This is a genomic window from Paenibacillus hodogayensis, from assembly GCF_039536325.1.
GTDB classification, from domain to species: Bacteria; Bacillota; Bacilli; order Paenibacillales; family NBRC-103111; genus Paenibacillus_AB; species Paenibacillus_AB hodogayensis.
On the sequence record NZ_BAAAYO010000014.1, the window covers coordinates 71,818 to 93,570 of the forward strand.

The 21,753-nt window shown below is 59.0% G+C and carries 21 protein-coding genes; 10 read left to right on the plus strand and 11 right to left on the minus strand.

Annotated features, from left to right (window positions below; genetic code table 11):
• Positions 1–142 precede the first annotated feature (142 nt).
• Positions 143–1,381, plus strand: a complete 1,239-nt coding sequence (locus ABD796_RS28440; RefSeq protein ID WP_344914755.1) for an aminopeptidase — start codon at positions 143–145, stop codon at positions 1,379–1,381.
• 233 nt (positions 1,382–1,614) lie between these two features.
• Positions 1,615–2,385: a sugar phosphate isomerase/epimerase family protein gene (locus tag ABD796_RS28445; RefSeq protein ID WP_344914757.1), complete on the plus strand. Its 771-nt coding sequence runs from the start codon at positions 1,615–1,617 to the stop codon at positions 2,383–2,385.
• Positions 2,386–2,465: 80 nt separating this feature from the next.
• Here the strand turns inward: ABD796_RS28445 and ABD796_RS28450 are convergent, their stop codons facing one another.
• The 3 genes from ABD796_RS28450 to ABD796_RS28460 form a co-directional block, all read right to left on the minus strand.
• A complete protein-coding gene (locus ABD796_RS28450; protein WP_344914758.1) occupies positions 2,466–2,897 on the minus strand; it encodes a hypothetical protein in 432 nt (143 codons plus the stop codon).
• 213 nt (positions 2,898–3,110) lie between these two features.
• Positions 3,111–4,244 (minus strand): ABC transporter permease, encoded by a 1,134-nt coding sequence (locus tag ABD796_RS28455; protein ID WP_344914760.1) that lies wholly within the window; start codon positions 4,242–4,244, stop codon positions 3,111–3,113.
• Complete coding sequence (locus ABD796_RS28460; RefSeq protein ID WP_344914762.1) at positions 4,241–5,236, minus strand: ABC transporter ATP-binding protein; 996 nt, start codon at positions 5,234–5,236, stop codon at positions 4,241–4,243. The genes ABD796_RS28455 and ABD796_RS28460 overlap by 4 nt, the downstream gene beginning before the upstream one ends.
• A gap of 259 nt (positions 5,237–5,495) precedes the next feature.
• On the opposite strand from ABD796_RS28460, the gene ABD796_RS28465 reads away from it, so the two are divergent.
• The 4 genes from ABD796_RS28465 (at position 5,496) to ABD796_RS28480 (ending at position 9,047) form a co-directional block, all read left to right on the plus strand.
• The gene (locus tag ABD796_RS28465) at positions 5,496–6,455 is read left to right on the plus strand and encodes an RluA family pseudouridine synthase (protein ID WP_344914764.1); all 960 of its coding nucleotides are present in this window, start codon (positions 5,496–5,498) and stop codon (positions 6,453–6,455) included.
• 108 nt (positions 6,456–6,563) lie between these two features.
• On the plus strand, positions 6,564–7,211 hold the full coding sequence (locus ABD796_RS28470) for a class I SAM-dependent methyltransferase (RefSeq protein WP_344914766.1): 648 nt from the start codon (positions 6,564–6,566) through the stop codon (positions 7,209–7,211).
• Between the two features lie 86 nt (positions 7,212–7,297).
• Complete coding sequence (locus ABD796_RS28475) at positions 7,298–7,990, plus strand: response regulator (RefSeq protein ID WP_344914768.1); 693 nt, start codon at positions 7,298–7,300, stop codon at positions 7,988–7,990.
• Positions 7,938–9,047, plus strand: coding sequence for a HAMP domain-containing sensor histidine kinase (locus tag ABD796_RS28480; RefSeq protein ID WP_344914771.1), 1,110 nt, complete (start codon positions 7,938–7,940; stop codon positions 9,045–9,047). Before ABD796_RS28475 ends, ABD796_RS28480 begins: the two co-directional genes overlap by 53 nt.
• Before the next feature lie 74 nt (positions 9,048–9,121).
• Here the strand turns inward: ABD796_RS28480 and ABD796_RS28485 are convergent, their stop codons facing one another.
• Complete coding sequence (locus tag ABD796_RS28485) at positions 9,122–9,691, minus strand: GNAT family N-acetyltransferase (protein WP_344914773.1); 570 nt, start codon at positions 9,689–9,691, stop codon at positions 9,122–9,124.
• Between the two features lie 94 nt (positions 9,692–9,785).
• The gene (locus ABD796_RS28490) at positions 9,786–10,487 is read right to left on the minus strand and encodes an HAD family hydrolase (RefSeq protein ID WP_379118674.1); all 702 of its coding nucleotides are present in this window, start codon (positions 10,485–10,487) and stop codon (positions 9,786–9,788) included.
• 285 nt (positions 10,488–10,772) lie between these two features.
• On the opposite strand from ABD796_RS28490, the gene ABD796_RS28495 reads away from it, so the two are divergent.
• Complete coding sequence (locus tag ABD796_RS28495; RefSeq protein ID WP_344914777.1) at positions 10,773–11,384, plus strand: TVP38/TMEM64 family protein; 612 nt, start codon at positions 10,773–10,775, stop codon at positions 11,382–11,384.
• A gap of 77 nt (positions 11,385–11,461) precedes the next feature.
• Here the strand turns inward: ABD796_RS28495 and ABD796_RS28500 are convergent, their stop codons facing one another.
• From ABD796_RS28500 to ABD796_RS28510, 3 genes are read right to left on the minus strand one after another with little or no spacing between them, the layout of a single operon-like run.
• Positions 11,462–13,483, minus strand: a complete 2,022-nt coding sequence (locus ABD796_RS28500; protein ID WP_344914779.1) for a VWA domain-containing protein — start codon at positions 13,481–13,483, stop codon at positions 11,462–11,464.
• Positions 13,480–14,409: a magnesium chelatase ATPase subunit I gene (locus tag ABD796_RS28505; protein WP_344914781.1), complete on the minus strand. Its 930-nt coding sequence runs from the start codon at positions 14,407–14,409 to the stop codon at positions 13,480–13,482. Before ABD796_RS28505 ends, ABD796_RS28500 begins: the two co-directional genes overlap by 4 nt.
• Positions 14,410–14,443: 34 nt before the next feature.
• Positions 14,444–15,655: a GTP-binding protein gene (locus tag ABD796_RS28510; protein ID WP_344914784.1), complete on the minus strand. Its 1,212-nt coding sequence runs from the start codon at positions 15,653–15,655 to the stop codon at positions 14,444–14,446.
• 380 nt (positions 15,656–16,035) lie between these two features.
• Here ABD796_RS28510 and ABD796_RS28515 point away from each other — a divergent pair, with 380 nt between their 5' ends.
• Positions 16,036–17,130: a CobW family GTP-binding protein gene (locus tag ABD796_RS28515; protein WP_344914786.1), complete on the plus strand. Its 1,095-nt coding sequence runs from the start codon at positions 16,036–16,038 to the stop codon at positions 17,128–17,130.
• Positions 17,131–17,185: 55 nt separating this feature from the next.
• Here ABD796_RS28515 and ABD796_RS28520 read toward each other — a convergent pair whose 3' ends face one another.
• Entirely contained in the window at positions 17,186–18,271 is a 1,086-nt protein-coding gene (locus ABD796_RS28520) for a TIGR03943 family putative permease subunit (RefSeq protein WP_344914788.1), read from the minus strand.
• A gap of 51 nt (positions 18,272–18,322) precedes the next feature.
• Positions 18,323–19,336, minus strand: a complete 1,014-nt coding sequence (locus ABD796_RS28525) for a permease (RefSeq protein ID WP_344914790.1) — start codon at positions 19,334–19,336, stop codon at positions 18,323–18,325.
• A gap of 259 nt (positions 19,337–19,595) precedes the next feature.
• Here ABD796_RS28525 and ABD796_RS28530 point away from each other — a divergent pair, with 259 nt between their 5' ends.
• Together ABD796_RS28530 and ABD796_RS28535 are read left to right on the plus strand one after the other, a co-directional pair.
• Positions 19,596–19,748: a DUF1540 domain-containing protein gene (locus ABD796_RS28530; protein WP_344914792.1), complete on the plus strand. Its 153-nt coding sequence runs from the start codon at positions 19,596–19,598 to the stop codon at positions 19,746–19,748.
• Between the two features lie 126 nt (positions 19,749–19,874).
• A complete protein-coding gene (locus ABD796_RS28535) occupies positions 19,875–20,699 on the plus strand; it encodes an AraC family transcriptional regulator (RefSeq protein WP_344914794.1) in 825 nt (274 codons plus the stop codon).
• Here ABD796_RS28535 and ABD796_RS28540 read toward each other — a convergent pair.
• Positions 20,696–21,736 (minus strand): MsnO8 family LLM class oxidoreductase, encoded by a 1,041-nt coding sequence (locus ABD796_RS28540; protein WP_344914796.1) that lies wholly within the window; start codon positions 21,734–21,736, stop codon positions 20,696–20,698. The two genes, ABD796_RS28535 and ABD796_RS28540, sit on opposite strands and share 4 nt — an antisense overlap.
• Positions 21,737–21,753 lie beyond the last annotated feature (17 nt).

The following is a 21,753-nucleotide window of genomic DNA, read 5'->3' on the forward strand; positions in this document are numbered from 1 at the left end:
ATCGGGTTCGACGGAAATCGCGCGTATTGCGCGGCAGGTTTCTGACGCCCGGGATGAATTGGAACGGACAAAGCGATAATGATATAGTAGTGCGTATACGCCGCTGTATGCAGACTACATAAAACGTGTGGAGGGAACATTCATGCCAACCCAACGCGATTTGGAGCAGTACGCCGAATTGGCCGTGCGCGTCGGAATCAACGTGCGGCAGGGACAGACGCTTGTCGTGAGCGCCCCTTTGTCGGCAGTAGAGCTGGTCCGCCTTATTGTAAGGAAAGCTTACGAAGCCGGGGCCAAAAACGTTCACGTGGAATGGAACGACGAGCAGCTGACGCGGATCAAATACCAGCTGGCTCCCGATGAAGCGTTCCAAGAATATCCGATGTTCCGGGCTCAGGGCTGGGAGCAATTCGCCGAGAACGGCGCGGGCTTCCTGAGCATCTATTCCCCCAATCCGGATTTGCTCGACGGCATTGATCCGGGACGAGTGGCCACGGCCAGCAAGACGGCAGCCATCGCGCTGCAGGGCTGGCGGAGCTATACGATGGCCCATCGCGTAGCCTGGTCGCTTATTTCCACCCCGACTCCCGAATGGGCGGGCAAAATCTTTCCCGACCTGCCTGCCGCCGAAGCGGAGAGCAAGCTGTGGGAGCTGATTCTCAAGGCCGTAAGGGTCGATCTGGATGACCCGGTCGGCGCCTGGAAGGCGCATAACGCGCGTCTGGCCGAAACGGTCGACTACTTGAACCGCAAGCAGTACAAACGGCTCGTGTACCGCGCCGAAGGGACCGACCTGTCGGTCGACATGCCGGATAACCACGTCTGGCACGGAGGCTCGACCGAGAACGAGAAGGGCGTCACGTTCAACCCGAACATGCCGACCGAGGAAGTGTTCACGATGCCGCACAAGGACGGCGCGAACGGCGTGGTGCGCAGCACCCGTCCGCTCAACCACGGAGGAAACCTGATCGACAACTTTACGCTGCGCTTCGAGAAAGGCAAGGTCGTCGACTTCTCCGCCGAGAAGGGCTACGACACGCTCAAGCTGCTGCTCGAGACCGACGAAGGGGCGGCCCGCCTGGGCGAGCTGGCGCTAGTGCCGAACCGGTCGCCGATCTCCGATACGAATCTGATTTTTTACAACACGCTGTTCGACGAGAACGCGTCCTGCCACTTCGCGCTTGGCCGCGCCTATCCGACGACGGTGCAGGGCGGTACCGCGATGACGCAGGAGCAGTTGACCGCAAGCGGGGCCAACGACAGTCTCGTACACGTCGACTTCATGATGGGCGGACCGGACCTGAGCATCGACGGCATCGATGCGGAAGGACGCGTCGAGCCGATATTCCGCGACGGCAACTGGGCGATCGGGCTGAGCTGACGTCCGACGATTCCTTGACCGGAAGCGGGTTTTGACGAAGCCTCGCCGGCAACGGCGGGGTCTTCGTTATTTGGCGAAACATAGGCGCATGCGGTTGTAAAGAACGTGAGAACTTTTAGGAAAAGCTATAGTCCTGCGGAAGCGATTACGGTATAATAGCTGCGATAACGCACACATATCAGACATCCAGCGGAACGGCCGCACACCATTATTTTAGGGAGATGGGACAGATCATGATGAAAATAGCGGCACAGCTTTACACGCTTCGCGACTTTTTGAAAACCGAGGAAGACATCGCGGCGACGTTTCAAAAGGTAAAAGACATCGGATATAACGAGGTTCAAGTTTCCGGTCTCGGTCCGATCGGCGACGAAGCGTTGAAAGCGATTGCCGATAAAACCGGGCTGCATATTTGCGCGACGCATATCGGGTTTGCCGATATGGTGGACAACCTGGATGCGGTAATCGCCAAACATAAGCTGTGGGACTGCAAATACGTAGGTATCGGCGGGCTGCCGACGGAATTCCGGACGAGCGCGGAAGGGTATTCGACGTTTGCCAAGCAGGCTTCGGATATTTCGCGCAAGCTGAAGGAAGTCGGGCTGCAGTTCGTTTATCATAATCATGCGTTCGAATTCGCCAAATTTGACGGCAAATCGGGCATGGACATTTTGTTCGAGGATTCGGATGCGTCGGCTTTCGGGTTTGAGCTGGACGTCCACTGGGTGCAAGCCGGCGGAGCCGATCCGGTAGACTGGATTCGCAAGGTGAACGGACGGATGCAGGTGATCCACTTGAAGGACTTTATCGTGACGCCTAACAGCGAACGGCTGTTCGCCGAGGTGGGCGAAGGCAACATGAATTTCCGGGCGATTTTGCAAGCTTGCGAAGAAACGGGCGTGGAGTACGGTGCCGTGGAGCAGGACAGCTGCTACGGACGCGACCCGTTCGAATGTCTGGCCGTGAGCGCCCGCAATTTGAAGGCGCTGGGCGCCTCGTTCTAAGCCGCTATCCATCTTTCGATTTATTCGACATACGGACAGGAAGAATCGTTTCGCGCGATCTTCCTGTTTTCTTATGTAGATCAAGGCTGGGGCTGAGCCGTTCCGTCGACTTCGAGCACAGTCCGCAGCCACTCCTCGGACAACAGCTCCTCGGCATGCAAAGGTTCTTCGTTTCTCCGGCCAGGGACTTGCTCCCTCCCGGCCAGCTCGAAGAAACTCGCGCGCGCTTCGGTCAGCACTTCCCGCCAATCGTCCGCCGAGTGCCCGGCCGTCTCGTCCAGTCCGAAGACGGGCTGCTGCACGCCGAACAGGTCGTGCGTATATAGCACGATGGCGGATTCCGCCGACAACGCCGCTCCCGGTTTCATATAATCGAACGCTTCCTGAAGCATTTGACGCTCCACCACGCGTTTTTGCCTTTTATATAAAGCGCAATCCCCTTCCGCTTCGGCAATCAGCCGCTTCAGACGCATGCGCTCCTCCATCCATTTCGCCAGCCGGTACAAGATCATGCATTCCACTCCTTTCGCTTATGACTCCATTCTAGAGCCCGAACATTAAAGCCACATTAGCGGAACGTTAACTTTGTGTGACAATCGCATAACAAAGTCCGGCTTGTCGTTGAAGGAGCTCGTCATCGGAAGCAGAGCTTGGCCATATGGTCCGAAAAAGAGGTCATTCAAGGGGTGCGCTCGTATACGTAGTCTTTCTGTCTTTACACACATTTATTCCCATCTAAACAAATAGCTCGAGAGGGCAAAAGCGGCGATCATCCATCCGGCCAGCAGCGCCACTTCGGGCCATAGTACCGACATATCCGCCCCTACGTTCATCACCTGACGCATCGCCGTCGTCAGATGCGAAATCGGCAGCAGCTTGACGATATGTTGAAGCAGCACGGGCATCTCCTTGATCGGAAAAAACACCCCGCCGAGAAACAGCATCGGATACGACACGAAGCCGGCGATCGGTCCGGCGCTTTCCGGCGTCTTCGCCAAAGATGCGATAATAAAGCCGATCGACATGAACGTCAGCGTCCCGAGCGCGACCACCAAGCCGAGCAGCAGCCACGAGCCGTTCACCTGCGTCCCGAAAAAGGTCGAGCCCACCCATACGACGATCAATACCTGAAGGCCGTTCATGACGAGCCTGGCCGTAATTTGCGCAGCGATAAACGTCGCCGCCGTCAGCGTCGTGCTCTGCATCCGCCGCAAAATGCCGCGTTCCCGCCAAGAGGCGATCTGGCCGGCAACCCCGTTCAAATTGTTGGACAAAATCATCATCGCCAATATGCCGGGAACGAGAAAATCGATATATTTCAGATGCAGCGATTGAACCGCGGAGGCATCCACTGTCACGACCGGAGAATAGTTGGCCAGTTGCTTGCTCACCCCGTCGACAACCTGGGACAGGATGGCGAGCGCGATTTGCGACGTCGTCATGTTCGTCTCGTCGTAGTAGGCTTTGACGGTGGCCACCTCCGGCGTCGACATGAAGACGGGGTCCACGAACTCTTTCGATTCGTGCATCGACAGCAGCTCCTGATAGCCTTTCGGAACCACGACGACGATATGCCGGTCCCCCTGCTTCAGCTCCTTGAGCGCCTCTTCCTTATCGAACCGCTCCTGCAGCTCGATGACCGTATTCATCTGCTGCAGCGAGCGGACCAGCTCCCGCGAAGCGGGACTGTAGTCTTCGTCGATAATCGCTCCGCTGAGGGAGATGCCGTTTCCGTTGCCGAGGAAAAAGCCGAGCATGGCGACGAAAAACACCGGAAACAGCAGCGACCAGAACAGCACTTGACGGTTTCTCGCAAACATCCGGAGCTGAGCGAGCGTGAGCTGCAAATAAGCTTTCATGACTCCCTCAAGCTCCTTCCCGTCATCTGAATGAACACGTCTTCAAGCGTTGCCGAGCGCGTGCGCAGATCGGCAAAGACAAGGCCGTTCGCCCCGGCCACCGCGATCCAGTCGGTCAGCGTCGCCTGCATCCGTTCCGTATACAGCACGTACCATTCGTTGTTCCGCTCAACCCGCTTCACGCCGCTAACTTCCCCCATAAGCCGAAGCGCTTCGCCGCACTCCGGACTTTCCGACGGGACCGCCTCGAGCAGGGGCAGCCGGAATTCGAGCGCCCCGTCCGACTGCAGGCTGCTGATCAGCTTGTCCGGCGTATCGAGAGCGATTACTTTGCCGCGGTCCATCAAGCATATGCGGTCGCACAGAACGTGGGCCTCGTCCATATAGTGCGTGGACAGCACGATCGTTTTGCCGCGCGCCTTCAGCTTCAGCACGATGTCCCACAGCGTCCGCCGCGCCTGCGGATCGAGACCGGTCGTCGGCTCGTCGAGAAACAGCACCATCGGGTCGTTGACCAGCGCTAGAGCGATCGCCAGCCGCTGCCGCTGTCCGCCGGACAAATGCTTGATGCGGTCGTTTTTTTTCTCTTCCAAAATCATATCTTGAAGCAGCGGCTGGATCGGCACGGAGTAGCGGTAAAAGCTTGCATACATGCGCAAAATTTCTCCTACCTTCAGCATATCGAACAGCGAAGTCGATTGCAGCTGCACGCCGATAACCTGCTTTACTTTTTTTAATTCCTTTTGCGTATCGAAACCGGCTACGAGAGCCGCGCCCGCGTCGGGCCGGCGCAAGCCTTCCATCATTTCCAGCGTCGTCGTCTTCCCCGCGCCGTTCGGCCCGAGCAGACCGAAGACTTCGCCCCGCCGCACTTCGAAGCGGACGTCGTCCACGGCGGTCAAAGCCCCGTACCGTTTCACGAGTCCCACAACCCGGATGACCGGTTCATCCTTGTCAGACCGGGATTGTGCCCCGCTGCGCGTTTCGTTCATAAGTCCCCTCCTAGCATGATTCCTATTATAACATTGTTTGGGAATGACCGCATAAAGTAGGGAACCCGATTCAAGCGCGATTGGAGGGAGGAGCAAGGGGGCGCCGCAGCTCCGATTTGCCGCCGAATTGTCCGAGGCCGATTGCCCCGGCGCCCAGCCCCCGACAGGATGCTTTTTACTGCGGGATACGCTATAGTAAACGGATAAGAGTGATCGGAGAAGCATTCCGATACACCGTCCACATCATAAGGAGACCGGCATGAACAAGAAACACCGCACAACCGCACGAACCTCCTCCGCCCCGAAGACGGAGGCTACGGAGCTCTCCGTCAAGCAGCCCGCGCAGCTGCTCGATTTTTTGCTGGCGTCCTTTCCGGGCCGGGGGCGCAATACCGTCAAATCGATACTGGCCCGGGGCCAGGTGTCGGTAGACGGCCGATCGACGACCAAATACGATTATCCGCTGCAGCCGGGGCAGGCCGTCGCCGTCAATTGGGCCAAAGTAACGTCGAGCCGGGATAGCCGTCTGATCGGCTTGACCATCCTCCATGAGGATGCGGATCTGATCGTTATTCATAAAGAAGCCGGATTGCTCTCGATCGCCACCGAGCAGGAGAAGGAGCTTACCGCTTACCGCCAGCTGTCCGACCATGTGCGAAATGCCGATCCGCGCGCCCGGATCTTTGTCGTGCACCGACTGGACCGCGACACGTCGGGCGTCATGATGTTTGCCAAGAGCGAACGCGTGCAGCAGCTGCTGCAGAACGACTGGCACAACGCGGTGCAGGAACGCACCTACGCGGCCTTGGTGGAAGGCGAAGTCCGGACGCCGGAAGGCACGGTCAAATCGTGGCTCAAGGAAAATAAAGCCATGATTATGTATTCGAGCCAAAAGCCCGATGACGGTCTGCTTGCCGTCACGCACTATAAAACGCTGCAAACGGGCAACCTATATTCGCTGCTGGAAGTTCGTCTGGAGACCGGACGCAAAAACCAAATTCGCGTCCATATGAAAGACTTGGGCCATCCGGTCGTCGGGGATAAAAAGTACGGGTCCCGTTCGGGAGCAATCGGCCGGCTGGGCCTACATGCGCGTGTGCTTTCTTTCCGCCATCCGACCGGCGGCCAGACGATGCGCTTTGAAAGCCCGCTTCCTCCCGCTTTCATGCGCGTCTTCCGGGAGCCGGGCAGCCGACAGACCCCTAAAACCGGCGAATAAAGCGAAAAAAAAGCAATCTTCAGAAACTCTTCAGAAATTCCTTCACTTGATCTGAACATTTATCAACTACGATAAGTGCATCGGATACGAGAAAGGAGTTTGACCCTGATGTTGAATACAATGCGCGAAAGGCTGCTGTTTCTGTATAAATTCACCCGTTTCCCCAAGCAGATCGGCAGCGTCACCCCCAGTTCCGTCTTCTTGGCCCGCGGCATGCTCGGCCAAGTTCCCTGGGATCGGGTGCGTAACGTAGCCGAGCTGGGCGCGGGCACCGGAGCCATTACGAAATATATCAGTTCCTATACTAAATCGGGAACCCGCGTCCTTCTGTTCGAGAAAGACGAGACGCTGCGGAACGCCCTCCAGTTCCGTTATCCCGACTATAGCTGCCACGTCGACGCCTGCGACATGACCGGGGCGCTGGCGGAGCGGGGCATGGAGCCGGGCCAGTTGGATTGCATCCTGAGCGGCCTCCCTTTCTTTAATTTTCCCCAGCCTCTGCGCGAACGACTTATGCAGCAGATCGATTCCGCCCTGAAGCCGGGCGGTCTGTTTATCGCCTTCCAATATTCGCAGCAAATGAGAAAACAGCTCGACGCACGGTTCGAGCTGGAGCAAATCCGCTTCGTGCCGATCAATGTACCGCCGGCCTTCGTCTATGTTTGCCGTAAAAAGCGCGACGGCGAGTCCTCTGTTACTTTCGAGCAGACACACGCTACTATCGCCGCGGTGAAGATCGCAGGCCATGAGCAGTAAATGGCTGACGGAACTGTTCGCGTATCTCGGCCATGTACCCTTAACTTGTAGCGACACGTTCCGCAAACGAACGGAGGATTGAACCGATGGCTCACACTGTACTCGTCGCCGACGACGATCCGGAAATTCGCGATGTGGTCGGCATTTATTTACGCAATGAAGGATACCGCGTCGTGGAAGCGGAGGACGGGCTGCAAGCGCTTGAGGCATTGGGTCGGGAGGACGTGGATCTGATCGTGCTGGACGTGATGATGCCCCGCCTGGACGGCATTAAAGCCTGCTTCAAAATCCGCGAGCAGTCCGGCATCCCGATCATCATGCTGTCGGCCAAGAGCGAGCCGATCGATAAAATAACCGGCTTGACGACAGGAGCGGACGATTACGTCGCGAAGCCGTTCAACCCGCTGGAGCTAATCGCCAGGATCAAAGCCCAGCTTCGCCGGCAAACGTTGGCGGGAGCGGCGGGCAAGCCGGCCGACGGCACAGCGATCGAGATCGGCGAGCTGCTGATCGATCAAGGGCGGCATCTCGTGACCGTCAAGGGCAAGGAAGTGTCGCTTACCCCGATCGAGTTCTCGATCCTGATGCTGCTCGCCAGCCATCGCGGCCAAGTGTTCAACGTGGAGCAAATTTACAAGAACGTATGGAAGGAAAACAAGTTTTGCACGGACAATACGGTGATGGTCCATATCCGGAACATCCGGGAGAAGATGGAGGAGCATCCGCGTGAACCGCGATACATTCAAACGGTTTGGGGCGTCGGCTATAAAGTGGAATAAAGGCATACTGGCCGTACTGAACTGGAGGAGAAGCATCCGCGGCCGCATTCTCTGGTCGACCTTGCTGAGCTTTGTCGCTTCCATGCTTTTGACGATGTCGATCAACAATATCGTGGTGACGTTCGCCGCGTTTTTGCTGTTTTTTTTCCTGCTACTGCACAATATCGTCGCTTATATCCGCACCTTGGCGGACGGCCTGATGCTGATCGCCCGGGGCAATCTCGATTACCGCATCCCGCTGTCCCGGCACGACGAGCTTCGCGGCGTGGCGCAAAACATCAACTTCATGACCGAGCAGCTTCAGCTGATGCTGGAAAAGGAACGCCAGATCGAGAAATCGAAGATGGAGCTGATCACGAACGTGTCCCATGATTTGCGCACGCCGCTGACGAGCATGATCGGCTACTTGAATCTGCTGAAAAACGACGATTACGCGGACCTGGACGAGCATAAACGGTACATTCAGAACACCTACAACAAGACGCAGCAGCTGAAAAAGCTGATCGACGACTTATTCGACTACACCCGGCTGACGAGCGGCTCCTCGCGGTTTGTCTATCGGACCGTCGACATCTCGGAGCTGCTGGAGCAAATCCGGACCGAGTTCGAGCCGATCGCCCAGGAGCACTCGCTGACGATCAGCTGCATGCGCGAGCAGGAGCCGCTGTACGCCGAGGTCGATGCGGAACAGTTCGTCCGCGCCATCGACAATTTGTTGATGAACGCGCTTAAGTTTTCCCGCAAGCCCGGAGAAATCGCCATCCGGCTGAGCGGAACGGAAAACCGTATGCTGCTGTCCGTGGAAAATCAAGGCATCCCGATAACCACGGAGCAGGAAAGGCTGCTGTTCGAGCGCTTTTACAAAGCCGAAGCATCCCGCCACGATACGACCACCCAGCCCGGTGCCGGTCTGGGGCTGTCCATCGCGCGAAGCATCGTCGAGCTGCACGGCGGAACGCTCGGCCTGGATCACCGGGACGGCTCGTTCGTCTTCCATATCGAGCTGCCCCTTGCGCTGCCGGCAGCGTCTGATGAGGCGGGGGGCCCGAGCGAATAGACTGCCCCTCCCTCCCCTCCGAAAAACGAAAAGGAGCTGGCGACGGGCCAACTCCTTCATGCGAAGTACCGCGTTCACGCGTTTGGCGGCAGCGAAAGATTCCTGTACAATTGCGCATATTCCCCGGCCGTCAGGCCAAATACGTATTCGTCAAAATGTCGGCCTTTAGTAAAAATCATGTTTCGAAGCTGTCCCTCCTGCACGAAGCCAAGACGTTTGTGAAGAGCCAGCGAGCCTTCATTGAAAGCGTAAATATGCGCGGTCGCTTTCTGATAGCGCAATTCCTCGAAGTAATATCTCAACAAAAGCAGGATCGCTTCCGAGGCGTATCCATTTCGCCAATACTCCCTGAAGATCGCCACGCCATACTTGAACGTACCATGCCGCGGATCGCAGCTATGGGTGCTTATGCTTCCGATCAATACGCCTTCTACCGTCTCGACGGCAAGCATGATCGCATCGCCCTCCGGCTTTTGCGACGCCTGCTGTTCGGCCCAATACTTGGTGCCGTCCTCCGATCTCGGAAAATAAATGACATCGCAGCTTCTTGCGCAGTCGGAATCGTAATCATTGGCGTGAAACTTGTCCCAATCCGTCGGGACAATCGCCCGCAGCCTCACTTTGTTCCCCGTCCAAATATTCATGCTGATCCCCCGTTCGTATCGTACAACGCATCAAATCTCTTTTTCGCCACGTTCCCATCCGTTCGACCGCGATTCTCCAGCGACTCGTCCGGTCCTAGCGGCCATCCAGCACCTCACGCAAATCGCTGATCCGTTCGACCACGTACCGGGGGGCGATCCGCTCCTCCAGCGCGATCTTGCGGCGATTGTAGAAGCAGAAATCGATGCCGGCTGCTTTGGCTCCTTCATAATCATCCTGCAGGGAGTCGCCGACAAACAGAACCTCCGAACGGTCGACGTCCAGCTCCTGCAAGGCGATCTCGAAGATGGGCCGGGACGGCTTCCAATGGCCGACCTCGTCGGAGACGATAAACGCATCGAACAGATGGTCGATACCGCCGGATGCCGTTCGCCTGCGCTGCGATTCTCCGATCCCGTTCGAAACGATCCCCAGCTTCGGTCCGCCGTGCAGCTCCCCTAGCAGCTCCTTGGCTCCTGTCTCGAAATGACAAATCGCGCAAAAATGCTCCCAATACGTGCGGGCCAACGCGGTCGAATGCGTCCGGTCCCGGTCGAGCTTGACCAGCGTATCGTGGAACGAATACTCGAGCACTTGATGGATCGATAGCTTACGCGCGACCCGATCGCTCCAATATCCCCAATTGATCGGCCCGAACGTCTCCCAGAACCGTTCCCACGTAAACTGCTCCCATTGCTCCAGACCGTGCTGAAGGCCGGTGCGGTGCATCGAATCGGCTTCGCAGCGGTCGTAATCGAGCAGCGTGTTGTCCAGATCAAACAAAATCGCCTTATACACGCGCATCCCCCCATTTCCGTTTTCGGTATAGTTCTCTATTTCCTGCTAAAACTCCTTTGCCGCATTCACAAAAAATCCGGCCTGCTCGGACCAGTGACCGGCGAACGTTGTCGCGGAAGCTTGACTAGAAATACTCAACCAGCACGTCATTGGAGGCATAACGATGAAAAAGCCCAAGGACCCGCCGCGCCCGGCGCACGATCCATAGGCTTGCCGCCTGTTCCGGGCCTTCCTCGTATGCTACAATACTTAAAAAAAGCAACGGATGGGACGGATGACGCTACTATGAAATTATGGCAAATGATCGTCGTATACGCCGCCGGGGCCATCCTTTTGTTCGTATACCGCAACGAACTGGCGGATTGGCTGCTGGAACATCAGCCTTCTCCCTTTATCGCTTTCTGCCTCGCCCTCTGCTTCGTCCTGTTCCCCGTGCTGCCCTATAAAATCATTATCGGTACGCTAGGCTTCCTGTACGGCCCTTGGCTCGGCTTCGTAGTCAGTTGGTCGGCGGCCACGGTCGCCTCCATTGTGTTGTTCGCGCTGGTGCGCAGCCGCTTCCGCCAGCAGGGACGTGTGTATTTGGCCAAATTCGATCGCATGGAGAAAGTATCGCGGCTCATGGAAAAACACCCGTTCGCCGCGATCCTCGCCGCCCGCCTTATCCCCGTTCTGCCTCAGGCTATCGTCAATATGTATCCCGCCCTCCTGTCGATCCGGCCCGGCGTTTACATTACCGCATCGGCTTTGGGCAAAATGCCGGCCATCCTGCTGTTTTCCTATTTAGGACAGCAGCTGTTCGTCAATACGCACAATGCTCTGATCGTGATCGGCGTGTATGCCGCGCTGCTCGCTGCCGCCGGCGTCGGCTACCGGATCTGGGCGAAGCGGGCGTGATCAGACGCACCGTCAGGCACCCCGTGCCCGCCGTGCCCAGCTGCGGTTAACCGACGGCTTCAGCCGGAAGCCGGGCGCTACTTGCCCAGCAGGCCGCGAACCGCATCGGCCATCGCGTTCGCATCCAGCTCCTCCAGACGGCAATAGCTGGCCCTCAGCGCCTCGGCAAGCTCCGCCGCCTGTCCTAGCCGGACAAAACCTTGCTCCGTGTCGATAACGAGCGATAGGAAGCCGCTATCGGCAATATGACGGCCGAGCGCCAAGCCTTCCTGCCGGATCTCCGCAGGAGAAGCGTCCGCGCGACGGCCCGCATTCGCCTTGCCGTCCGTCACGACGATCATGACCGGGATGATATCGGCGTCTCTCGCCTTGGCCGCCCGCAGCACCTCCCAGCCCTTCAGCAGGCCTTCCGCAAGCGGCGTCTTGCCTCCGGTCGGCAGCTCGCGAAGCTGCCTGGACGCTGCCTCCACGCTGCGTGTCAGCGGCAGAAGGGCTTCCGCCGTATGCTTGCGAAAAGCGACCATGCCGACGCTGTCCCGTTTCCGGTAAGCGTCCTGAAGCAGCGACAGGATGGCGCCTTTGACTGCTTGCATCCGCTTCCGCGCCGCCATCGAGCCGCTGGCGTCCACGACGAACAGCAGCGTTGCCCCGACGCGTTTCTCCCGCCGCTTGATGCGCAGGTCGTCCCGCTCGATCGCCAGCGCCGGGCCTCCCTCTACGGCACGACGGCTTCGGCGAAGCCGCTGGAAAGGCGCGGCGGTGCGAAACGTCGCTCCGAACGCCAGATCGGTCGGCTTGCCTTGCGCCGGCACGGCCCCGACGAATCGTCCGCGAGACGAGTCGGAGCGCGTCAAGGCCCGTCGGCCGCTGCCGCTGCGCAGCAGCCGGTCGCGCAGAACGAAGTCCATCTTGCGGACATCAAACGTCGCTCCGACCGTCTCGACAATATCTCTCGCCTCCGTCGGCACCGGACCGTCCCGGCTTTCCGAGCGATCCGGCTCCTCGGCATCCCCGTCCGCAGGTTCGACCTGTCCTGCCGGGGCCGTGGAAGGGGCCGTGTCGGGCGCGGACCCGGCATCGGGATGCCCCGACGGGGGCTCTCCGCCCTGCTCCGGCGGTGCGGAATCCATGCTCCCCCCGAGACGGTCGGGCGCCGGAACGGACGGCTCGCGGGCGCTTCCGTCCTCGCGCGAAGGTCTCATCCGATGCGGCAAAACAAAACGGGCCGCCTCACGCAGCTCCGCCGCTCCCGCCCGCTCCAGCCCGTTCCAAGCGGCAAGCGCCAGCGCCGCCTCTATCAAAAACAGCTCCGCTCGGTGCCCGGGGCAATTCGCCTCGCCGGCGATCATCGCCGCCAGCGCGAACGCCTCCTCGTCCATGATAACGCCGGGCAGACGTGCGTGCGCCGCCGCCAGCCGCGAGCGCAGCTCCGCCATCTCGGCGTCCGACTGCTCCGCGAAGCACAGCGGGTCCCGCTCGTAGGCGAGCCGCCGCCGGGCAATAGCGGCCCTGCCCGCCGCCGTATTGTCCCGGCCGATCGCCACATACAGGCCAAAATGGTCGGATACGGCGGGAGCCAGCAGCCCTTCGTCCGGATTCATCGTGGCGAACAGCCGGAAGCGGGCTCTCGCCCGCGCCGACAGTCCTTCCCGCTCGATCTCCAGCATGCCCGTAGACATCGCCCCCATGATCGGCTGCAGGACCGAACCGGGCAGCAGATTCAGCTCGTCGAGATGCAGCAGATGGCCGTCCGCTTCCGCGAGCAGGCCGGGCTGAAGCACCCTTCTGCCCGTCGTCAACGCCGCCTCCACGTCCATGCTGCCGATCAGACGGTCCTCCGTCGCATTCAGCGGCACCTCCACGAGCCGCAGGTCGGGCAGCAGGCTCGGCAGCGAGCGCACGAGCACCGTTTTGCCGCAGCCCCGCTCGCCGCTCAGCAGCACCCCTTTCAGGCGGGGATTGACCGCATGGAGCAGCAGCGCCAGCTTGGCGTCTTCCATTCCGACCACGGCGCAGAACGGAAATGCCGGCGGTACCGGCACTGAAGCCCCGTACGCTCCGGCAGCAGCCGCAGAGCTGTCCCGCATGCCGGCCGTCATCCGGCCTCCGGCGCCAGCGAAGCAAGAAATTGCTCCAGCCGGGCGCGCTGACCGTCGATCTCCTCGAACGGCTTCCGGCGCAGCCGGTGCGGCAGAACAAGGGCCGCCGCCTCGCGCAGATCGCCGGCTTCGGCCGCCAGCCTTCCCTCCCACGCGGCAAGCGTCGCCGCCGTCTTGATCATCGTAATATCGGCGCGATGTCCGTCCACCTCCAGGCCGATGCCGATCTCCGCGGCAAGCTCGAACAGCCTGTCGGGAATTGCCACATAGGGCAATGTCTCACGGGCGGCGGAGATTCGCTCGCTCCATCGCCTCTGTTCCTCTGCATACGCCTGTACGAAGCTGTCCGGATCGGACTCGTACGCCATTCTGCGGCGGATGACCTCGACCCGTCCGGCTATTTCCCGCTCTCCGCCCACCTCGACCGACAAAGCAAACCGGTCCAGCAGCTGCGGACGCAAGTCGCCCTCTTCCGGGTTCATCGTGCCGACAAGCACGAAACGGGCGGAATGCGCCACCGAGATGCCTTCGCGCTCCACCGTGTTCACGCCCATCGCGGCAGCATCCAGCAGCACGTCGACCAGATGGTCGTCGAGCAGGTTGATTTCGTCGACGTACAGCAGGTTGCCGTCCGCCTGCGCCAGCAGGCCGGGCTCGAATCGTTTCTCTCCGGTTTTAATCGCGTGCTCGATATCGAGCGTACCGACGACCCGGTCCTCGGTCGCGCTGACCGGCAAATTGACGACCGATAAATCGGGCAGCAGATCGGCAACGGCCCGCACCGCCGTAGATTTGGCCGTTCCTTTCTCGCCGCGGATCAGCACTCCGCCCAAGCGAGGGTTAATGACATTAAGCAGCAGCGCACGCTTCATCGAATGCTGCCCGACGATCGCCGCGAACGGGTAATTGACCGATAGGGTGGACATTGCCCCCACACTTCCTTTGCAATATTTTGCCTCGTTAATGAACGGCACCGATCTCGTCCTCCGGCGCGTTCGGGAATTCGTCCGCGTAGCCGCTCCAATCCTGCTCCCACTCGTCATCGGTCAGCAGGCAATCGTCCAAAGCCGAGGACAACCGCGCCCGGTCCATCCCGATGCCGATCAGCACCAGCTTGTTTAGCCGGTCGCCATGCACCGGGTCCCAGCCGGCTTGCAGCTCCTTGTCCTCCTCGAGCAGCTCGCGGCGCTCCTCCTCCGGCAGCGCGGCCACCCAATTGCCTGCCGGCCCGAATTGGATCGAAGGACCCGCCTGGCTCAAGCTCTGCGCCATATCGTTACGGCTCGCCAGCCATACCGTACCTTTGGCCCGCACGACCTCCTCCGGCCAATCGGACATCCATTCCATGAGCCGCGCCGGATGAAACGGCTTGCCGCGCTCGTACACGAACGAAGAGATGCCGTATTCTTCCGTTTCCGGCGTATGCGCCGGTTTTTCCATTTCCTTGATCCAGCCCGCCGATACGCTCGCTTCGTCAAAATCGAACAAGCCGGTGTTCAATATCGCCGCCGACTCCACGCGGCCGCGCACCGTGCGGATCAGCCGGGCTCGCGGCTGCAGCTTACGCAGCACCGCCTCCAGCTCCAGCAGGGCGGCTTCCTCCACCATGTCGCATTTATTCAGCAGCAGCACGTCGCAAAATTCGATCTGGTCGATCAGCAGATCGACGACATCGCGCGTATCGTCTTCCCCGACCGCCTGTCCGCGATCGAGTAGCGTCTCGCCGGAGGAGAAATCGTGCCAAAAACGGTAAGCGTCGACAACGGTCACCATGCAGTCCAGCCGGCAAAAGCGGGTCAGGTCGATGCCGTGCTCCTCGTCGATATAGCTAAACGTCTGGGCTACCGGCACCGGCTCCCCGACCCCGGTCGATTCGATCAAAATATAGTCGAACCGGCCTTCGCGCGCCAGCTTCTCCACCTCCCGCAACAAATCCTCGCGCAGCGTGCAGCAGATGCAGCCGTTTGACATCTCTACGAGCTTCTCGTCCGTGCGGGACAAGCCGCCCCCGTCCTTCAGCAAGCCCGCATCTATGTTCACTTCGCTCAGATCGTTGACGATCACCGCCACCCTCAGCCCGTCGCGGTTATGCAGCACATGGTTCAGCACCGTTGTTTTCCCTGCGCCCAAATACCCGCTCAGCACCGTTACCGGTATTTTGAAATCGCTCATCATCGAACACTCCTTATAAGTAAAAATTACGATTTTTATTCAATCTTGCTTAAACGTAAATATTACTTTTAAAACTATACCAGCCCGACTTCCTCGCGTCAATACGCCCCCCGATGTGGGCGCTTCCAACCTCAGCTCCATGCGGCCTACAAGGGAACTGCCGCACACCACACCACGTCGGGAACTGCGCACTTCAAGCAATCCGTGCAGTCCGATTTTGCCGGGCTGGCATGTTTCGCTTATCGGCGTCATATACCATAACGACATAGACGAACCTCTCTCGGCTAGCTCAGCAGTCCTTTTTTTGCAACTTGGCACGAAAAATCGTAAAATTTACTGTATAAGCACATTATGCTGTTCGGAAAGGATGGACGATGAGGATGAGCATACCGGTTACCGTGCTAAGCGGATTTCTAGGCAGCGGCAAAACGACGCTGCTGCTTCGCCTGCTGGAGGAGACTGCGCGTCGCGGATTGCGTCCCGGCGTATTGATGAACGAACTGGGGCGGCTGGATGTGGACGGCTCGATTCTGGAGGCGCACTCCCGCGCTTCCGTGCAGAAGCTGCTGGACGGCTGCGTCTGCTGCAGCAAGAAGGGGGAGCTGCTCGGGGCTCTGCAGACGCTTGTCGAACAGCAGCCCGACCTCATCCTGATCGAGCTTACGGGGGTCGCCAATCCCGAGGAAATCGCCGAGACGATCACGGAGCCGGAGCTGCTTGGGCATGTACGGCTCCGGCAGGTCATAACCGTGCTCGACGCCGAGCATGTTCTCGACTACAACAGCATTTTCGCGGCAGATAAACAGCTTGTCCGTACGCTAAGGCGGCAAATCGAGGTGGCCGATCTGCTTGTGCTCAACAAAACCGATCTCGCTCCCTCTGCCAAGCTCGGCAAAATCGAAAGCACGCTGCGCAAATATAACGAGCGTTCGCGGATTGTCCGTACGACGCACAGCCGCCTGGAATGGGACCCGCTGTTCGCGGAATCCGAAGGCGAACCGGCCGCTCTCCGTCAGCCGGAGCCGGTGGCCGCTCCCTCCGGATTTCGCGCCAGTCTGCTCGGCAGCCTCGCCTTGGGCCGGCAGAAGCCGCCCCGCTCCACTCACGATGCGGAAGCGAGCCGACCGGGAAACGGGCCGGTTCGTTCCGGGGGCCGACTGACCGACCGTCTGCCGGCTTCGCCGCAGCAGCGCTCCTATTCCCGTATCCAGACGGTCTCCCTGCCCTGGAACGGGTCTGCCCGAGCGTCGCGGGCGAAGGTGGAGGGCTTCCTGCGAAGCCGGGAAGATCAGCTGCTGCGGGCCAAAGGCTATATGCGGTTTCCGGGGGATTCCGCGGTTTATCTGATGCAGTATGCAGGCAAGCGCACCGTATGGGAACGAGTCCGCTACGAAGGCCAGTCCTACGTCGTGCTGATCGGCATCGACCTGGACGGGGAGCTTCTGGCCGAGCAATGGAACCGGACATTCGATTGAGCGCGGGTGAGCACCCCATTCGTTTCATGAAGGCGGTTCGAGGCCTGGCTTTCTACTAATCGGCCAGTTTCTCGAAATCGTCGAAATACGGATATACATAAGGCGATTCGGGCGCTTGCACCGTTTTGACGCCGGTCGCGTCCAGCTTCATAATCTCGTTGTCCTTGTATGTCGTTTTGCTCAATTTGCCGGTAATCTGCACCCAAGCGTCCTTCTCCAGCTTTTGCCCGAGAGAGCTTTCCACCAGTACGCCGTAAGGAGAAGAATCGGCCGAGCAGCACATCATCGCCAGACGCGAGACGACGAACTGGCCGGGCTTCATATCCGGCTCGCGATACACGAACCCGGTAATCTCCATCTCCTTGCCGATATACCGGTCGAGGAACAGATCGACCGCCGTCAGCACTTCCATGAAGCCGGTGTCGCGGACGACGATCTTGTCGCGCCCGTACAGCTTCTTGCCGAGTGCGAGATACGGGCCGTTGACGATATCCGACGGGAACAGCTCGCTCAGCTTGTCGTTAGCGGCTGCACCGGCAGCTCCCGCGCCTGCACCGGCGACCGGGACGACCGGAACGCCATTGACCGCCGCTCCTCCCTCCGCAGGAGCAACCGGCTTCGCAGCCGCAGCGGCGGGCGGGGTGCCCGGACCTTGCCCCGGAGAAGCGAGGTCGGATGCCTGTGCACCGTCAGTGGGAACAGCCGCAGCGACGGGCTGCGCTTTGGCACCCGATCCGCCGGCCCCGGCTTTGACCGCGCCGTTTCCGCCGCTCAAATTCATCCCCTTGATAGCGGCAATATCGCTGCCCATCAGCTTGTCCGGCAGCAGAAAGCCGAACGCCAGCGGGAGCAAAAACAAGCCGTACAGCCAGACGTTGCGCCAAACCGAGCGCGAAGGCATATGGTCGCAATCGCATGCTTCAGCGGTTCGCCCGAAAAATGAACGAAGCCCGAGGAAGCCCTGAAACAAAGCAATAACGAACAAGGCAATCGCCGCGCATTTGACGTACACTTCCATTCTCGGCGCGATGTAATAGACTAGCCTCCCGGCTTTCACCAGGTGCAGAATATAAAAGCTAAACCCGGCCATAATCGCCGCCCTGAACAAATAATGAACAGTCAGCGAGCGCTGTTCCGCCATCCCGATCCCTCCCCTAACCTGCGAACGATATAAGTTGAACGTAATGACCGCTTACCGCCCTATCAGCTGTCCGGCTGCGCTGGCCCCCACAAATACGAAGACGGCGACCAGAACGGCCAGCAGGAGCACAAACCGCAGACGGAATATCGAGGACAACATCAGCGTCGTCTTCAGATCCATCATCGGACCAAACACCATGAACGTCAGCAGCGATCCCGCCGAAAACGTATTGACGAACGAGGAAGCGACAAAGGCGTCGGATGTCGAGCATAGCGACAGCACGTAGGCGAGTCCCATCATGAAAAAGTGCGACAAAACCGGGGCTTGGCCGATATCCAGCAAGCTGGCACGCGGCACGAACGTCTGCATGGCGGCGGCCACGACCGAGCCGAAAATCAAATATTTGCCCATATCGAAAAACTCCGCACCGGCATGCTCCAGCATCGCATACAGCCGGTTGCCCCCCGCGTGTTGGTGTTCGGCGGCAGAGCCGTACAACGTCGCGGCGCTGTGCTTCATCACGTTCTTTTTCACAAATGCGTATACGATCAATCCGATCGCGGCTCCAACCAAGAGGGCCAGTCCCATCCGGGCGTACAGCAGCTCCGGACGGTTGCGGAAAGCCATGAACGTGGCCCCATAGACGATCGGGTTGACGATCGGGCCGACCAGGATGAAGACGACGCCGATATACAAAGGCATGCCTTTGGCGATCAGTCTGCGGATAACCGGCACCATGCCGCATTCGCACACGGGAAACAGAAAGCCGAGCAGACAGGCAAAGGCGATGCCCGCCAACGGATGCTTCGGAGCGAACTTGCGAATCCAGCTTTCCGGAATAAACGTATGTACAAAAGAAGAAACGATCACGCCCATGACGATAAACGGCAAAGCTTCCAGCACGATGCTGACGAACATCGTCTTGAACGATTGGACGCTTTGCGCCGCCGGGGTCTGGAAATCCAGATGCAGCAGAACGCCCGGATTCATCGCCATCACGATCAGAAAGCTGAGCAGCAGCAGAAAAAAACCGTGCAGCGCCAGTTGGGAAAGGGCCGTACGCAAATGGTCATCCTCCCTCTCGCCTTAGTAACGGGTTGCTCCGTCTTTTTATTTTATCAGTAATTATTACTAATATCCAGTAGGCGAATTTGCACAATGGGAGATTTTCTGGTAGACTGAGAGTGTTTACAATCAACGGCGGAAACACAAATAACCCTCCATTTGTAGAGGGTGCGGTACTCTCGACAAGTGCCACCTTGTTCAAGAGACTTACCATTTTGTGCGATTCCCGTCAACCCTTCGCAATAGGAGGTGAAGAAGAATGGCTAAGGACGTACTGTGCGAAGTAAATTCCTGTCGCTTCTGGGCTACCGAGAACAAATGCAGCGCCGAATCGATCTACATTACCAGCCACGGCAGCAAGGAAGCTCACAACTCCGCAGAAACCGACTGCAAAACGTTTGAAACCAAATAATTATTCGATCGGGAAGGGACCCTGCACGGTTCCTTCTTTCTTTTTGTATTGTATCAGGTATGATAATGATTATCAAGCGCAAATTGCGTAAATCCGCTACTTAATTTCTCCGCGCGGGAGGTTCTTATGAATTCGCCGACTTGCGAAGTGCTGGCTGCCGGGTATTCCCACCATACGAAGCCGTTTTACATCCAATCGACCCGCGGCTTGCGCAATTATTTGATCCGCTTTCAAGTAGAGGGCTGCTGCCGGGCGCTCGTGGACGGCGAAGTCCGGCTCATCTCCGCCGGAGATTTGCTGCTTTATAAGCCCAAAGACCAATACGACCTGCGCATCGAGCCCGAGCTGCAGCCCGGCGGAGAAAGCGAGGTCGCGAGCGGCGACTACTATTTCTTTTGCCGCGGCAGCTGGCTGGAGGAATGGTGGGGCCGCACCGTGAAGCAAAGCCGGATGAGGCTGCCGATCAACGAGGACGTGCTGCACCTGTGCCGACAAACGATACTCGAGCAGCGCCGCGGCAAAGCTCCGGCCAAGGAGATGGCGGAATATTATTTTCGCCTGCTCTGTCTGACGATCGAGCGGGCCAGCCAGGAGCAGCAAGCTGCTTCCGGCAAAGGCAAGTCGTTCCTCGCCTACGAGATGAAACGGTACATCGAGGAGCATGCCCTGTCTCCGCTGAAAATCGAAGACGTCGCCGGCCACGTGGATTTGAGCGTCTCCCGCGCCGTCCATCTGTTCCGTTCGATGTTCAACCAGACGATCATGCAATACGTCCAGCAGATCCGTCTGTCCGTTGCCAAGGAGCGCATTTTGTTCAGCAAAATGTCGCTCGAGCAGATCGCGGAAATGTCTGGATTCAACAGCTATACGTACTTTTACCGCGTGTTCAAAGCCCGTTACGGGCTTAGCCCCAAAGAATACCGGTCGGGGGAAGCGTTCCTGATCGATTAAAATCGGACAAGACGGGGCCCGAGAAGCCCGGCCAGCCCGGAGCGAACCGCTTCCGCCGCAAGCAGCCGCTGCGCAAAATCGGCGTTCTCGAAGCTGATGATCATCTCGTCTATGCCGAAGCGGCGGTGATAGCCCTCCAGTTGTCGGCATACCGATTCGGTCGTTCCGTGAATGATGATCGTTTCCCGCTCCTCCACGCGAAACGGCTCGGTCGTCCGCTTGCGGAACTCCTCCAGCTGACCGGACGTGCCCACCCGCAAGCTTTTGCCGCTTTCCAGCTCGATCCGGATCACTTTAAATTCGCGGGTTTGCCTCCGCGCCTCCTCCTCCGTCTCCGCTATAAGCACCGATACGCCGATCACGAATCGCGGCTCCCCTCCCCGGGAACGGTCAAACGCGCTGCGATATACGGTCAAAGCCTGCTCCAGCACGTCATCGTCGCCGCTGATCCACTGCGAGAACACATACGGAATGCCCAGCTTCGCAGCGCTTTCCGCGCTCGCCGCGCTGGCCCCGAGCAAATAGAGCGCAGGCGGCCGCGGCGGAATCGGTCTGGCCCGCAGAACGTCCGGCTCGTTCGTCGCATCGTCCGTTTCCCGGCTTTCCCGCACGTATCGCTCCAATTGCTCCAGCTTATCGGCAAAGGAAACCGCCGCGCCTGCGGCTTCGCCTTGAAGCGCCTTCGTCGAACGGTCGAAGCCGCCCGGCGCGCGACCTACGCCGAGATCGACGCGGCCGGGCGCCAGCGCGGACAGCATGTTGAAGTTTTCGGCTACTTTATACGGACTGTAATGCGTTAACATCACGCCTCCGGAGCCGATGGTGATCCGTTCGGTGCGGGCCAGCAAATAGCCGATCAGCACTTCCGGCGAAGAGCAGGCGAAGCTGTCGAAGTCGTGGTGCTCGGATACCCAGAACCGGTCGTACCCGAGCCGTTCCGCCGCCCGCGCCAGCTCGACCGTATTCGCCAGCACTTCGGCGGCCGTTTCCTTGCCGTGTAACGGGCTTTTATCCAATATGCTCAATTTCAAGCTCATTGCCATTCACTCCTATC